This is a genomic window from Achromobacter sp. 10T422 (assembly GCF_056394065.1).
Genome location: NZ_JBFTHD010000002.1, coordinates 327271 through 341771 on the forward strand (window position 1 = coordinate 327271; position 14501 = coordinate 341771).

10 protein-coding genes are annotated in these 14501 nt (G+C 63.5%); 6 read left to right on the forward strand and 4 right to left on the reverse strand.

Annotation, left to right across the window (positions count from 1 at the left end; genetic code table 11):
* Positions 1-8: 8 nt before the first annotated feature.
* From AC1DB0_RS05655 to AC1DB0_RS05675, 5 genes are all read left to right on the forward strand, one after another.
* Positions 9-725 carry a succinate dehydrogenase iron-sulfur subunit gene (locus tag AC1DB0_RS05655; RefSeq protein WP_006218127.1) on the forward strand — a complete coding sequence of 239 codons (717 nt, stop codon included), beginning with the start codon at positions 9-11 and terminating at the stop codon, positions 723-725.
* A 41-nt stretch (positions 726-766) separates the two neighbouring features.
* Positions 767-1027 (forward strand): succinate dehydrogenase assembly factor 2, encoded by a 261-nt coding sequence (locus tag AC1DB0_RS05660; RefSeq protein WP_006218128.1) that lies wholly within the window; start codon positions 767-769, stop codon positions 1025-1027.
* A 20-nt stretch (positions 1028-1047) separates the two neighbouring features.
* On the forward strand, positions 1048-2358 hold the full coding sequence (locus AC1DB0_RS05665) for a citrate synthase (protein WP_025141293.1): 1311 nt from the start codon (positions 1048-1050) through the stop codon (positions 2356-2358).
* Positions 2359-2458: 100 nt separating this feature from the next.
* Entirely contained in the window at positions 2459-3580 is a 1122-nt protein-coding gene (locus AC1DB0_RS05670; protein WP_441370650.1) for a hypothetical protein, read from the forward strand.
* A 146-nt stretch (positions 3581-3726) separates the two neighbouring features.
* Positions 3727-4623: a LysR family transcriptional regulator gene (locus AC1DB0_RS05675; RefSeq protein WP_476757916.1), complete on the forward strand. Its 897-nt coding sequence runs from the start codon at positions 3727-3729 to the stop codon at positions 4621-4623.
* Here AC1DB0_RS05675 and AC1DB0_RS05680 read toward each other — a convergent pair.
* The 3 genes from AC1DB0_RS05680 to mdeB form a co-directional block, all read right to left on the reverse strand.
* Entirely contained in the window at positions 4613-5065 is a 453-nt protein-coding gene (locus AC1DB0_RS05680) for a DUF2214 family protein (RefSeq protein WP_054423893.1), read from the reverse strand. The two genes, AC1DB0_RS05675 and AC1DB0_RS05680, sit on opposite strands and share 11 nt — an antisense overlap.
* Before the next feature lie 196 nt (positions 5066-5261).
* The gene (locus AC1DB0_RS05685; RefSeq protein ID WP_054423891.1) at positions 5262-7559 is read right to left on the reverse strand and encodes an NADP-dependent malic enzyme; all 2298 of its coding nucleotides are present in this window, start codon (positions 7557-7559) and stop codon (positions 5262-5264) included.
* A gap of 181 nt (positions 7560-7740) precedes the next feature.
* Positions 7741-10428 (reverse strand): alpha-ketoglutarate dehydrogenase, encoded by a 2688-nt coding sequence (gene mdeB / locus AC1DB0_RS05690; RefSeq protein ID WP_175169634.1) that lies wholly within the window; start codon positions 10426-10428, stop codon positions 7741-7743.
* A gap of 220 nt (positions 10429-10648) precedes the next feature.
* Between mdeB and AC1DB0_RS05695 the strand changes: the two genes are divergently transcribed.
* Entirely contained in the window at positions 10649-12700 is a 2052-nt protein-coding gene (locus AC1DB0_RS05695) for an OPT family oligopeptide transporter (protein WP_476757675.1), read from the forward strand.
* 41 nt (positions 12701-12741) lie between these two features.
* Here the strand turns inward: AC1DB0_RS05695 and AC1DB0_RS05700 are convergent, their stop codons facing one another.
* On the reverse strand, positions 12742-14247 hold the full coding sequence (locus AC1DB0_RS05700) for a nucleobase:cation symporter-2 family protein (protein WP_175169636.1): 1506 nt from the start codon (positions 14245-14247) through the stop codon (positions 12742-12744).
* Positions 14248-14501: the final 254 nt, after the last annotated feature.

Here is a 14501-nt window from a genome sequence, read left to right on the forward strand (position 1 = left end):
AGCCCATTATGAGCACCAAGAGAATCGTCAAGTTCGAAATCTACCGCTACGATCCGGACAAGGACGAGCGCCCGTACATGCAGAAGCTGGACGTTGAACTCCAGCCCACCGACAAGATGCTGCTTGATGCGCTGGTGCGCATCAAGAACGACGTCGATGACAGCCTGGCCCTGCGCCGCTCGTGCCGTGAAGGCGTGTGCGGTTCGGACGCCATGAACATCAACGGCAAGAACGGTCTGGCCTGCACGACGAACCTGCGCGAATTGAAGGAACCCATCGTTCTGCGTCCGCTGCCGGGCCTGCCCGTCATCCGCGACCTGATCGTGGACATGACGCACTTCTTCAACCAGTACCACTCGATCCGTCCGTACCTCATCAACGACGCGCCGCCGCCCGAAAAAGAGCGCCTGCAGTCGCCCGAGGCGCGCGAAGAGCTGGATGGCCTGTACGAGTGCATTCTGTGCGCGTGCTGTTCCACTTCCTGCCCGTCGTTCTGGTGGAACCCGGACAAGTTCGTCGGCCCGGCCGGCCTGCTGCAAGCCTACCGCTTCATCGCCGATAGCCGCGACGAAGCCACCGGCGAGCGTCTGGACAACCTGGAAGATCCGTACCGCCTGTTCCGTTGCCACACCATCATGAACTGCGTCGACGTCTGTCCGAAGGGCCTGAACCCGACGAAGGCCATCGGCAAGATCAAGGAACTGATGGTTCGCCGTACGGTCTAGTGTCTATCTAGCGTGAAGACTTTTGTATTTWTGGTGTAACGATGAGCAGGCTAACTGAACTGGAGCGGGCGCGTCTGCGTTGGCGGGCGCGCCGCGGCCTGCTCGAAAACGACTTGATCATCACTCGGTATCTTGACGCTTACGAGGCTGAACTTACCGATGATGATGTGGCCGCATTGACCCAGCTGTTCGAGATGGGAGACAACGATCTTCTCGACCTGCTGCTGGCCCGTAAGGAACTCGAAGGCGACCTGGACACCCCCAGGCTTCGGGGCATTATTGGCCAGATGCGCGCACTCTGATTAATGTGAGAGGAAATAACATGAACCTGTCTGACAAAAAAGCCACTCTATCCTTCTCGGATGGCAGCGCACCCATTGAGTTCCCTGTCTACAAGGGCACGGTCGGTCCGGATGTGATCGACATCCGCAAGCTGTATGGCCAGACGGGCATGTTTACGTTTGACCCGGGCTTCATGTCCACGGCCGCTTGCGAATCGGGCATCACGTACATCGACGGCGACAAGGGTGAACTGCTGTACCGCGGTTTCCCCATCGAGCAATTGGCCGTCAATTGCGACTTCATGGACATCTGCTACCTGATTCTGAACGGCGAACTGCCGAACCAGGAACAGAAGGCTGACTTTGATTCGCAAGTGACCCATCACACGATGGTCAACGAGCAGCTGCACTTCTTCCTGCGCGGCTTCCGCCGTGACGCTCACCCGATGGCCGTGCTGACGGGTCTGGTTGGCGCGCTGTCCGCGTTCTACCACGACTCCACCGACATCACGAACCCGCAGCATCGCCACATCTCGGCCATCCGCCTGATCGCCAAGATGCCGACGCTGGTTGCGATGGCGTACAAGTACTCGCAAGGCCAACCGTTCATCTACCCGCAGAACGACCTGTCCTACACGGGCAACTTCCTGCGCATGATGTTCGCCACGCCGTGCGAAGACTACAAGGTCAATGAAGTCGTCGAGCGCGCGCTGGACCGCATCTTCATCCTGCACGCTGATCACGAGCAAAACGCGTCGACCTCCACCGTGCGCCTGTGCGGTTCGTCGGGCACCAACCCGTTTGCCGCCATCTCGGCTGGCGTGGCTTGCCTGTGGGGCCCGGCTCACGGCGGCGCCAACGAAGCTTGCCTGCAAATGCTGGAAGAGCTGCAAGCCAACGGCGGCATCGCCAAGGTTGGCGAGTTCATGGAGAAGGTCAAGGACAAGAACTCGGGCGTGCGCCTGATGGGCTTTGGCCACCGCGTCTACAAGAACTACGACCCGCGCGCCAAGCTGATGCAAGAAACGTGCAAGGAAGTGCTCTCGGCCCTGGGCCTGGAAAACGACCCGCTGTTCAAGCTGGCCATGGAACTGGAACGCATCGCCCTGTCGGACCCGTACTTCGTGCAGCGCAAGCTGTACCCGAACGTGGACTTCTACTCGGGTATCGTCCAGCGCGCCATCGGCATCCCGACCTCGCTGTTCACGGCCATCTTCGCGCTGGCCCGCACGGTGGGCTGGATTGCCCAGTGGAACGAAATGCTGTCGGACCCCGATTACAAGATCGGCCGCCCGCGCCAGCTGTTCACGGGTTCCGTGACCCGCGACGTGCCCCCGATGGACAAGCGTTAATCCGCTTACCCTTCGGCAGGACACTCACAAGAAACCGCCTTCGGGCGGTTTTTTGTTGCCTGCCGCTTGGGTGCTTCTCCGGCGGGAAGAAGCGGATATCATGCTGGCCATGATTCCTGTCTCACTGCCATCAGCCAATTTTTACCTGTTGCTTTCCCTGGGCCTGCTTGCCGGGGTCGTGCTGGCCATTTGGGGCGTGGTGCTGGCCGTCAGCGCCAGCCATCGCCGAACCGTCCGTAAGCACTGGAAGAAGTCGGCCGTGCTGTTCGTGGTGTTGGCGGTGCCCTTTGCCTTCTTCGCCTGGGTACACACCATCGTCTGGCAAATTGAGCGCGAGAGTGAGCGGGCCGAGGCCGCGCGCAACGTGACGCTGGAACAAGCGGCTACCGTGGGCGGCGTGGCAATGCCCGCCGGCACCCGGCTGAAGTTGCAAGACGAAGGGCAGCTGGAAACGTACGTCGAGGCCGAATTTCCTGCGCCCACGCCCATCTTCGGCGTGCACACCCTGCTTGCGCGCCGATATCTGGACACCGAATACGAAAAAGACACGTACGAGCTGATTCGCCGGTATCCGCGAAATATCGTCCTGAAAGGCCAGGGTGACCAACTGGTGCAGGGGTGGCGTTGCGACAGCACGCAGGACATCGAATTTGACACCGAATCCGACGGCGCCATGAAGGCCCTGAACCAATGCACGCTGGGTAGCGGCAACGAGGTCGAGGGAATTGCGATCCATGCGGGTTCGGTGTTGTATGGCTCGACCGGCACGGTATATGTGGACGGCTCGAGCGACCCTGACCGCTGGCGCATCGAAGTAAAAGATCCCGTGGCGGTGAAGGTGTTCGGCCTGATGTTGAGCGAGCCCCGGATATATCTGGATATTGACCGGCGCTTGCTGCGAGTCAGCGACGCGGAGCTTGCCTGCCGCGTGCAGCGGGGGGGCTTTGACTATGCCGAGGGCACGCAGGTCAAGACCATCAGGCGCGTGATCGATGGGCAGCGCGAGCCTTTTCCCGGCGTACTGGTGTTCAGCCCGGGGGAAGGGCGGGTGGCCAGGCGCGAGGGCCATGCCGACGTGCCAGAAGGCATGTCAGTCATGCAAGCGTTCGACGGAACGCTCGCCGGCATTGTGACGAACGATGAAGTCGGCGTCTTTAAGTTCGCGACCTTCGTCGTCGGCGACGAGGAGCCAAAGCCCCCTGCGCGCGCACGCTGCCCGTAGCGGCATGAGGTGGCCGCGTTTGCAGCACCCATTAAGAAATTCTTAAAAGTCTGGCCCGACAATGCGGCTTGCCGCCGGTGTTGACACGCCGGCTAAACCGTAACGGAGACCCGCCGGATGAGACTGCCGTGAGAAGCCTGCACAGCATGGAGCTGTTTGCAGAGGTAGCCAAGGCGCGCAGCTTCAGCCGCGCCGCCGTCGTGCTGGGGCTGCCGAAATCGACACTATCGCGCCGGGTGGCGGAACTGGAGCGCTCGGTGGGCTTGAGCCTGCTGACCCGCAGCACCCGCAAGGTTGAACTGACCGGCGCGGGCGAGATTTATCTGGAACGCTGCCTGCGCATCGTGGAAGAGGCGCAGGTTGCGCACGAGGAATTGCAGGCGCTGACCGCCACGCCCTCGGGCCTGTTGCGCATCAACATGCCGGCCACCTTCGCGACCGATGTGATGGCGGAAATTTTCCTGGGGTTCTCGCGCCGTCACCCGGAGGTGGCGTTTCATGTGAATCTGGCCAGCCTGGAACATGCAGACCGCGTGGCCGAGCCCTGCGATCTGACGATCAAGATTGGCGAGTTGCCCGAATCTTCGCGCATCGCCAGAACGCTGGGTGCGCTGCGCGTGCATCTTTACGCATCGGAAGACTATCTGTTGACTCACGGCGCGCCCACGCATCCGTCGGAATTGACGGCGCATGAATGCATCGGATTTCGGGCGCAAGACAACGGGGCGTCGACGCGTTGGCAGCTTGTCCGCGGCAACGAGCAGGTCAGCGTCATGCCCGGCAGCCGGTTTTCGGTGAATGAAGCGGGCATGGCGCGCCGGCTGGCGATGCTGGGCGCGGGCATCGCCGCGCTAGGCGGCGACCAGACCGAGCTGGAATCATCCGGCGGTTTGCGGCGCGTGCTGCCTGAATGGAGCCTGGGCCCGTTTCCCGTGCACGTCGTCACGGAAACCCGCTTGCTGCCAGCCCGGGCCCGGGCATTCGTCGATTACCTGATCGCCTGCCTGGCCAAAGGCTGGCCGGCGTCAACGGCTACACGCTGATGTGGCGCGCCATCAGCACGGCGAACAGCGGCAGGAAGATGAACAGGTGCGACTCAATCATCACCCAGCGCCGTACGCTTTTGATCTCTGGCGCGGCCGGCACGAAGCCCGCCTGCTGACGGGATTGTTTCGCCCAGCGCAGGATCTTCAGCGTGGGTGGGATCGAACAGAGCGCAATGATGACGAACAGCGTGATCTTGGCGTGGAACCACGGTGAGCTCATGTAGAACGCCGCGCCTTTCGCACCCAAGGTCAGGCGCAGCAGGCCGGTGACCAGCACCAGGATGGCGCTGACGCCATAGAGGCGGTCATAGATGATCAGCCGCTTCACGCCATTGGCGGTAAGGTCGGGGCGCAGCAGCACGGCTTCGGCGGTCAGCACCACCACCATGACGAAGATAGCCAGGTAGTGGAACCAGGCATAGAGGGCATCGGCCAGCATGTCGTCTCCAGAAAAGTGACAAGCTCGGTTTTACCATCCGCCTGGGGCCGCAGACTATCTTCGCGCGTGAACTATCGCGACACGATGGCGGGTGGGATGCCGCTGTGGGGCGCGGCTGTGGGATGCGGCTGTGCGATGCCGCCCAATGAAAACGGGCGCCCCGTGGGGCGCCCGTGCGGCTAAAGCGCGTTGGTGATCAACGGCGCTTCTTGGCGGCGTCAGCGGCTTCCTGCTGCGCATCCACAACGGCCAGCGCCGTCATGTTGACGATGCGGCGCACGGTGGCGCTGGTCGTCAGGATGTGCACCGGGCGTGCCGCGCCCAGCAGGATCGGGCCCATCGCGACACCATTGCTGCCCGTCATCTTCAGCATGTTGTACGTGATGTTGCCGGTGTCCAGGTTCGGCATGACCAGCAGGTTGGCGCGGCCCTTCAGCGTGCTGTCCGGGTAGGCCAGAACGCGGATCTTTTCCGACAGGGCGGCGTCGGCGTGCATTTCGCCGTCCACTTCCAGGTCAGGCGCGCGTTCTTGCACGAGCTTGCTGGCGGCGGCCATCTTCTTCGACGACTCCGTCACGCGGCTGCCAAAGTTCGAGTGCGACAGCAGAGCAATCTTCGGCACCACGCCAAAGCGCAGCATTTCGTCGGCAGCCTGGATCGTGATGTTGGCCACTTCTTCCGACGTCGGGTTTTCGTTGACGTGGGTGTCGGTGACGAACAGGGTCTGGTCAGGCAGCATCAGCACGTTCAGGGCGGCGTACGTCTGGCCTTCCTTCTTGCCGATGATTTCGTCGATGTACTTGAGCTGGTTGTCGTATTTGCTGGCCACGCCGCACAGCAGCGCGTCGGCATCGCCACGGCGCAGCAGCATCGCGCCGATCAGCGTGTTGTGCTTGCGGATCATCGCCTTGGCGATGGCCGGCGTCACGCCTTCACGGCCCTTCAGCTGGTAGTACGCGTTCCAGGTTTCGTTGAAGCGCTCGTCGTCTTCCGGGTCAACGATTTCGAAGTGCTCACCGGCCACCAGGCGCAGGCCGGCCTTGTTGATGCGCATTTCGATGACCGACGGACGGCCGATCAGGATCGGGCGGGCCAGCTTTTCGTCGGCCACCGTTTGCACGGCGCGCAGGACGCGTTCGTCTTCGCCGTCAGCGTAGATGACGCGCTTGGGCGCCTTCTTGGCTTGGGCGAACAGCGGACGCATCAGCTGGCCGGAGTGGTACACAAAGCCCATCAGCTTTTGGCGGTAGGCTTCGATGTCTTCGATGGGGCGGGCTGCCACGCCGGAGTCGGCGGCAGCTTGGGCCACGGCCGGCGCGATCTGGAAAATCAGGCGCGGGTCGAAGGGCTTCGGGATGATGTAGTCGGGGCCGAACGACAGTTCCTGGCCGGCGTAGGCGCGGGCCACTTCATCGTTCTGCTCGGCTTGCGCCAGATCGGCAATGGCCTTCACGCAAGCCAGCTTCATTTCTTCCGTAATGCGCGAAGCGCCGGCATCCATGGCGCCGCGGAAGATGAAGGGGAAGCACAGCACGTTGTTGACCTGGTTCGGGTAGTCCGAACGGCCGGTGGCGATGATGCAATCCGGGCGGGCGGCCTTGGCCACTTCCGGGCGGATTTCCGGTTCCGGGTTGGCCAGGGCCAGGATCAGCGGACGGTCGGCCATGGTCTTGACCATGTCGCCCGTCATGACGCCGGCGGTCGAGCAGCCCAGGAACACGTCGGCGCCGTTGACCACATCGGCCAGCGTGCGCGCGTCGGTCTTCTGCGCATAGCGCTTCTTGTTGGGTTCCATGTTTTCATCGCGGCCTTCCCAGATGACGCCGCGGGAATCCACCACGAAGATGTTCTCGCGCTTGACGCCCAGGTGGACCAGCAGGTCCAGGCAAGCGATGGCGGCGGCGCCGGCGCCGGAGCAAGCCAGCTTGACCGAACCGATGTCCTTGTTCACGACCTTCAGGCCGTTCAGGATGGCGGCCGACGAGATGATGGCGGTGCCGTGCTGATCGTCATGGAAGACGGGAATCTTCATGCGCTCGCGCAGCTTCTTCTCGATGTAGAAGCACTCGGGCGCCTTGATGTCTTCCAGGTTGACGCCGCCCAGCGTGGGCTCCAGCGCTGCGATGATGTCGACCAGCTTGTCCGGATCGTTCTCGGCCAGTTCGATGTCGAACACGTCGATGCCGGCAAACTTCTTGAACAGGCAGCCCTTGCCTTCCATGACCGGCTTGGCGGCCAGCGGGCCGATGTTGCCCAGGCCGAGGACGGCGGTGCCGTTGGTGATCACGCCCACCAGGTTGCCGCGCGAGGTGTACTTCGAGGCGGCGTCTTCACCTTGGTCGAAGATGGCCATGCAAGCTGCAGCCACGCCGGGCGAGTAGGCCAGGGACAAGTCGTCCTGGTTGGCCAAGGTCTTGGTCGGCACGACCGAGATTTTGCCGGGGGTGGGATAGGCGTGGTAATCCAACGCCATTTTGGTAAGAGTGTCGTCCATGGGATCGGGGCCTCTGAGGCACTAACTAAAAAAGAAAACGGGATGACAAACGGCGGGCTCGCGGCCCGCCGGTTTCTTTGCGAAATGCTTAGGGAACGCCCGTATTTCACCAGAAAGCGCGCACGATTGGTTGTTGCAGTGCAGCGAGCGGACGCTTTTGATCAAGAACGAGTCGGATTTTTTACGATTCCCAGGGAGGCGTTCCTCGCGTATGGGCGTTAAGTTTCTTGCGCAGCGTGTTGGCGTCTTCCTGGCGGCCCAGGCTGTCCAGCGCGTACAGCACGATCCAGTCGGCGCTGACTTCGAAGAAGTCGCGCAGCTGCGCGCGCGTATCGCTGCGGCCGAAGCCATCGGTGCCCAGCGTGCGGTAGGGGGCGGGCACCCAGGCGCGGATCTGGTCAGGCACGGCGCGCACGTAATCGGTGGCCGCGATGACGGGGGCGTCGCTGCCGCCCAGGCACGTGCGGACCCAGTCGGCGCCGGGCGCTGCGTCCAGGCCCAACACGCGGGCGCGTTCGGCTTCGCGGCCGTCGCGGGCCAGCTCGGAAAAGCTGGTGACGCTCCAGACTTCGGCGTCCACGCCGTGCTGATCGCGCAAACGGTCGGCGGCCATTTCGGCTTCGCGCAGCATCGGGCCTGCGCCCAGCAGCCGCACTTGCGCCTTGCCGCGTGCGGCGCGCAGGCGATACAGCCCGCGCAGAATGCCTTCGCGCACCCCGGCGTCGGCGGGCATGTCGGGCTGCGCCAGGTTTTCGTTCGTGACCGTCAGGTAGAAGAATTCGTCGCGCTGCTCGTCCAGCATGCGCCGCATGCCGTGTTCGACGATGACGGCGACCTCGTACGCGTAGGCCGGGTCGTAGGCGCGGCAGTTGGGCACGGCGGCGGCCATGATGTGGCTGGAACCGTCCTGGTGTTGCAGCCCTTCGCCACCCAGCGTGGTGCGGCCCGATGTGGCGCCCACCAGAAAGCCGCGCGTGCGTTGGTCGGCGGCGGCCCAGATCAGGTCACCGATGCGCTGAAAGCCGAACATCGAGTAATAGATATAGAAGGGCAGCATCGGCAGGCCGTTCACCGAGTAGCTGGTGCCGGCCGCCGTCCACGACGAGATCGCGCCGGCTTCGGTGATGCCTTCCTCAAGAATCTGGCCGTCGCGCGCTTCGCGGTAGTACAGCACCGAGCCGATGTCTTCGGGTTCGTACAACTGGCCTTGAGCCGAGTAGATGCCGATCTGGCGGAACAGGTTGGCCATGCCGAAGGTGCGGGCTTCGTCGGCCACGATGGGCACGATGCGCGAGCCCACGGTGCTGTCCTTGAGCAACGCGGTCAGCATGCGCACGATGGCCATCGTGGACGACATTTCCTTGCCGTCGGCGGCCAGCGCGAAGCGTGCCCAGTGTTCGGCATCCGGCGGCGTCAGGCGCGGCGCTTCGGTGCGGCGGCGTGGGATGTGGCCGCCCAGCGCAGCGCGGCGCGCTTGCAGATGGCGCAGTTCGGCGCTGTCTTCAGCGGGCCGATAGAACTTGAGCGCCAGACAATCGGCGTCCGAAATCGGCAGCGCGAAGCGGTCGCGAAACGCCAGCAGGGCCTCGTCGTCCAGCTTCTTTTGCTGGTGCGTGGTCATCTTGCCCTGGCCGGCGGCGCCCATGCCGAAGCCTTTCTTGGTCTGCGCCAAAATCACCGTGGGCTGCCCACGGTGCTGCGCCGCGCGGAGATAGGCGGCGTGAATCTTCACCATGTCGTGGCCGCCGCGATGCAGGCGGTCGATGGCCTCGTCGGTCCAGTCAGCAACCAGCGCGGCCAGTTCGGGGTTCTGGTTGAAGAAGTGGGCGCGGTTGAACGCGCCGTCGTTGGCGGCAAAGGTTTGGAATTGGCCGTCAACGGTGTTGGCGAATGCGCGGGCCAGCGCGCCGCTGGTGTCGCGCCTGAGCAGAGCGTCCCAGTCGCTGCCCCAGACCAGCTTGATCACGTTCCAGCCCGCGCCCGCGTACAGCGTTTCCAGTTCGTCGATGATGCGGCCGTTGCCGCGCACCGGCCCGTCCAGCCGTTGCAGGTTGCAGTTGACGACGAAGACCAGGTTGTCGAGCTTTTCACGTGCGGCGAGCGTCAGGGCGGCGATGGATTCGGGTTCGTCCATTTCGCCGTCGCCAAAAATGCCCCAGACCTTGCGGTCGCCGCCCGGCACCAGCGAGCGGTGTTCCAGGTAGCGCATGAAGCGGGCTTGATAGATGGCGTTGATGGGGCCGATGCCCATTGAACCGGTCGGGAATTGCCAGAAGTCCGGCATCAGCCACGGGTGCGGATAGGACGACAAGCCGCGCAAGCCGCGTGACGTGGCCGTGATTTCCTGGCGGAAGTGCGCCAGGTCGGCCTCATTCAGAAAGCCTTCCAGATAAGCGCGGGCGTAGACGCCGGGCGCCGAATGCGGCTGCATGTAGACCAGGTCGCCCGGGCCATCTTCGGACTGCGCGCGGAAGAAGTGGTTGAAGCCCACTTCAAACAAATCGGCGGCCGATGCGTAGCTGGCAATGTGGCCGCCCAATTCACCGTGCGCCTGGTTGGCGCGCACCACCATGGCCAGCGCGTTCCAGCGGTTGATGCGGGCGATGCGTTCTTCTACCGCCAGGTTGCCGGGAAAGGGCGGTTCCTGGTCGGCCGGAATCGTGTTCAGGTAGGCGGTGCGCGTCTGGCTGTTGGCGCGCAGCCCCAGCGAGGCGGCATGCCCCAGCAGGTTATCCAGCACATAGCCGGCGCGGCCAGCGCCTTCCGCGTCAACCAGTGACTGCAAAGCGTCGCGCCATTCGGCGGTTTCGGCGGGGTCGGCGTCGTGCGGGTGATCGGCGTCGGGGGCGGGGTGGCTCTGGTCGCGCATCGTGAATATGTCTCCTGTTATCGCTCCATGCTAGACCTGTGTCGATGGCATGAGTGATCAAATTCCAGGGCGGATGTACCAGCTTTCAGCATAATCTTTTGCCAGCCTTTCCATTGCCGGCAGCTTCTGCCGCCAGGCGACGCTTACGCGTGGTGACCACTGGGTGGACGCTGAAGCGCTAGAATGCGCGGTTTAGCAGAATTCCAAACGGGAGACTTCAATGACTCAACCCGTCAGCGTCCCGGCAAACGTCACCCTTCCGGAGCTTACGTTCCGCGGCGTCTTGCTCGGCGCACTGATCACCGTGATCTTCACGGCCTCTAACGTCTTCCTGGGGCTGAAGGTGGGCCTGACGTTCTCATCCGCCATCCCCGCTGCGGTGATTTCGATGTCGGTGCTGCGTCTGTTCAAAGACGCCAACATCCTTGAAAACAATATGGTGCAGACGCAGGCCTCGGCCGCGGGCACCTTGTCTTCCATCATTTTCATCCTGCCTGCGCTGGTCATGATGGGCCACTGGCAGGGCTTTCCGTTCTGGCAGACGCTGGGCATTTGCGCGGCCGGCGGCATGCTGGGCGTGATGTTCACGATTCCGCTGCGCCACGTGATGGTGGTGCAAAGCGACCTGCCGTACCCCGAAGGCGTGGCCGCCGCAGAGATCCTGCGCGTGGGTAGCGCCGAGCGGGCGCAAGATGCCGCGGAAGACAGCGGCGGTGCATCGGCCAAACCGGCTGCGACCGGCATGGGCGACATCGTGGCGGGTGGCGCGGTGGCTGCGGTCGTCAGCTTTGCCGCCAGTGGCTTGCGGGTGCTGGGCGACAGCGTCAGCGGCTGGTTCGCGTGGGGCGGCGCGGTATTCCGTCTGCCGATGGGATTTTCCTTGGCGTTGCTGGGCGCCGGCTACCTGATCGGCATCGTCGCGGGCTTGGCCATGCTGACCGGCCTGATCATCTCGTGGGGCATTGCCGTGCCGGTGCTGACCGCCATGGGCGACATGCCCGTTGATATGTCACTGGCCCAGTACGCCACCGGACTGTGGTCGTCGCAGGTGCGCTTCATCGGCGCGGGCGTGATCGGCGTGGGGGCAATCTGGACGTTGGCCACCTTGTTCATGCCGATGGCGCGTGGCGTCAAAGCGTCGTTCTCGGCGTTGACGAAGGCGGGCGCGGCGCGGGCCGGTAAGGCGCCGCGCACCGAGCGCGACTTGTCCGCGGGCTGGATCTCGGTAGTGACGCTGGTGCTGGTGGTCGTTCTGGTGATTACCTTCCAGGTGTTCCTGGCGGGCGCGCCCTTGTCGGCCGCCGCCATCTGGAAGCTGGTCGCCTATGCCGTGCTGTTTGCATTCGTATTCGGCTTTCTGGTGGCCGCGGCTTGCGGCTACATGGCGGGCTTGGTGGGTTCGTCGACGAGCCCGATTTCAGGCGTGGGCATCGTCGCCATCGTGCTGGTGTCGCTGTTGATGTTGGCGCTGGGCGGCGAGTTGCTGGCGGTGCAGAACGGCGTGCAGATGGCGATTGCGCTGGCCATCTTCAGCACATCGGCGGTGGTGGCCGTGGCCTCGATTTCCAACGACAACCTGCAAGACTTGAAGACGGGCTGGCTTGTCGGCGCCACGCCGTGGCGTCAGCAGGTGGCGCTGTTGATTGGTTGCGTGGTGGGCGCGGCAGTCATTTCCCCGGTGCTGGAACTGCTCTACAACGCTTACGGTTTTGCGGACGCGATGCCGCGCGACGGCATGGACCCCGCCCAAGCCTTGTCGGCCCCGCAGGCGACGTTGATGCTGGCGATTGCGCGCGGCATCTTCACGCATCAATTGAACTGGACGATGATCCTGATCGGCATGGCCGTGGGCGTGGCGCTGATTGTGGTGGATGAAATCCTCAAGCGCACTTGCCGCGTCGCGCGCATCCCCGTGCTGGCGGTGGGCATCGGCATTTATCTGCCGCCCACCGTGGCCGCGCCCATCGTGGCAGGGGCGGTGCTGGCGTGGCTGCTTGAGCGCGCGTTGCGCCGCCGTGCCGCCGCCGCGGGCAAGCCTTACGAGCAGTTTGCAGACGCGGCCAACCGCCGTGGCGTGCTGATTGCGTCTGGCTTGATCGTTGGTGAAAGTCTGGTGGGGGTGTTGATGGCGGCCATTATTGGCGGCGCGGGTACGGACGCGCCGCTGGCGATCGCTGGCGAGACGTTCGCGAAGCCCGCGTCCTACCTGGGCCTGGCGGTCTTTGTGATGGTGGCCGTGCTGTTCTGGCGCCGGGTGATGCGCCTGGCCTGATGGGCTTTAAACGCCGCGGCCCAGGGCCGCGGCGGCGACGGTCAGTGTTCTTCGGCTTGCAAGGCGGCCGTGATGATGGCGCGCTCGTCGTGCGTGGCGCCGTTCAGGAACAGGTTGAGCAACACGGCCGACAGCGACGCCAGCAAAATGCCCGACTCAATCAGCGTATGCAGCGAGTGCGGCATCCATTGCTTGAAGTTGGGCGCGATCAGCGGCACCATGCCGACCCCGATCGACACCGCCACGATCATCGCGTTGTGGCGGTTGCCCTTGAAGTCCACGCCGGACAGGATGCGGATGCCCGTGGCCGTCACCATGCCGAACATGACGATGCCCGCGCCACCCAGCACTACGGTAGGCAACGATTCCACCAGCGCCGCCATCTTGGGCAGCAAACCTAGCACCAGCAGAATGATGCCGCCCGCCACGCAGACGAAGCGGCTCTTCACGCCCGTTACCGCAACCAGCCCGACGTTTTGCGAAAAGCTGGTGTAGGGAAACGTATTGAAAATGCCGCCGAGCAAGGTGCCCAGGCCATCGGTGCGCAGGCCGCGCGCCATGGCTTGCTGGGTGATTTCGCGATCCGTCATTTCGCCCAGCGCCAGGAACATGCCGGTGGATTCGATCATCACCACAACCATGATCAGCGACATGCTCAAAATCAGCATGGGGTCGAATTGCGGCATGCCGAAGTGAAAGGGCAGCACGATATCGAACCAGTCGGCCTGGCCGATTTTTTCGAACGTCATGATGCCGGTTGCGGACGCCACGACGGCGCCGATGACGATGCCTAGCAGCACCGAAATGTTGGCGATGAAGCCGCGCGTGTACTTCACGATCAGCAGTATCGCCACCAGCACCAGCGCTGCAATGCCCAGGCCGGTCAGGTCGGCGTACTTGGGGTTGGGCATGGACGGCATGATGGCGAAGCCTTGCGGCACGGGCGGAATCGCGCTGCCCGGGGAGGTGACGTCGGCCAGCCATTTGGCATAGATGGGGTCAACGATGACGGGGGCGGTGGGGCCGGACGGATTGCCGAAGATCCAGTTGATGCCCACGCGCATCAGCGTGATGCCGATGACGGTGATGATGGTGCCTGTTACGACGGGCGGAAAGTAGCGCAGCATGCGGCTGATCAAGGGGGCGATGAGGATCGACACGATGCCCGCCCCGATGATGGTTCCGAACAGCAGCTGGGCGCCCGCCTGCCCGGGGTTGGCGTTGGCCATCGCCACCATCGGCGCAACCGCCGCAAAGGTGACGCCCATCATGACGGGCAGCTTGATGCCGAACCATTGCGTGGCGCCCAGCGTTTGCACCAGGGTCACCAGCCCGCAACAGAACAGGTCGGCCGAGATCAGCATGGCCACTTCGTCAGGCGTGAGGTTAAGCGCCCGGCCCACGATCAGTGGCACAGCCACGGCGCCGGCATACATCACCAGTACGTGTTGCAGGCCTAGCGCCGCGAGCTTGCCATTGGGCAGGCGCTGATCAACGGGATGGATGTCTTGCGACGCGCTGGATGGCGCGGACGATGCAGCCTGCATGGGAAGTCTCCTGGCGGAGTGGAATGTCGGTCGGGAAAATCCTGAAAAGCCTTTCTTGTGTACGAGGAATGTATACAGGCAGGGTTAAGGTTCGAAATAGAGGAAAACCCGCATTAAATTGACATGAAAAGTTACTTAATGAAGGAATTGTACGAACGTGGGGATGCCGCGGACAGGGCTGCCGCCAGGCCGGACAGGGTGCCGCCGGACTTAAGAGGAAGGGGGATGCGCGGGCACGACGCGCATCGGGTGGC

Bases quoted from the DNA above. Each gene is read 5' to 3' on its own strand.
- AC1DB0_RS05655 (WP_006218127.1), top strand. From the start codon at position 9: ATGAGCACCAAGAGAATCGTCAAGTTCGAAATCTACCGCTACGATCCG.
- AC1DB0_RS05660 (WP_006218128.1), top strand. From the start codon at position 767: ATGAGCAGGCTAACTGAACTGGAGCGGGCGCGTCTGCGTTGGCGGGCG.
- AC1DB0_RS05665 (WP_025141293.1), top strand. From the start codon at position 1,048: ATGAACCTGTCTGACAAAAAAGCCACTCTATCCTTCTCGGATGGCAGC.
- AC1DB0_RS05670 (WP_441370650.1), top strand. From the start codon at position 2,459: ATGCTGGCCATGATTCCTGTCTCACTGCCATCAGCCAATTTTTACCTG.
- AC1DB0_RS05675 (WP_476757916.1), top strand. From the start codon at position 3,727: ATGGAGCTGTTTGCAGAGGTAGCCAAGGCGCGCAGCTTCAGCCGCGCC.
- AC1DB0_RS05680 (WP_054423893.1), bottom strand. From the start codon at position 5,065: ATGCTGGCCGATGCCCTCTATGCCTGGTTCCACTACCTGGCTATCTTC.
- AC1DB0_RS05685 (WP_054423891.1), bottom strand. From the start codon at position 7,559: ATGGACGACACTCTTACCAAAATGGCGTTGGATTACCACGCCTATCCC.
- mdeB (WP_175169634.1), bottom strand. From the start codon at position 10,428: ATGCGCGACCAGAGCCACCCCGCCCCCGACGCCGATCACCCGCACGAC.
- AC1DB0_RS05695 (WP_476757675.1), top strand. From the start codon at position 10,649: ATGACTCAACCCGTCAGCGTCCCGGCAAACGTCACCCTTCCGGAGCTT.
- AC1DB0_RS05700 (WP_175169636.1), bottom strand. From the start codon at position 14,247: ATGCAGGCTGCATCGTCCGCGCCATCCAGCGCGTCGCAAGACATCCAT.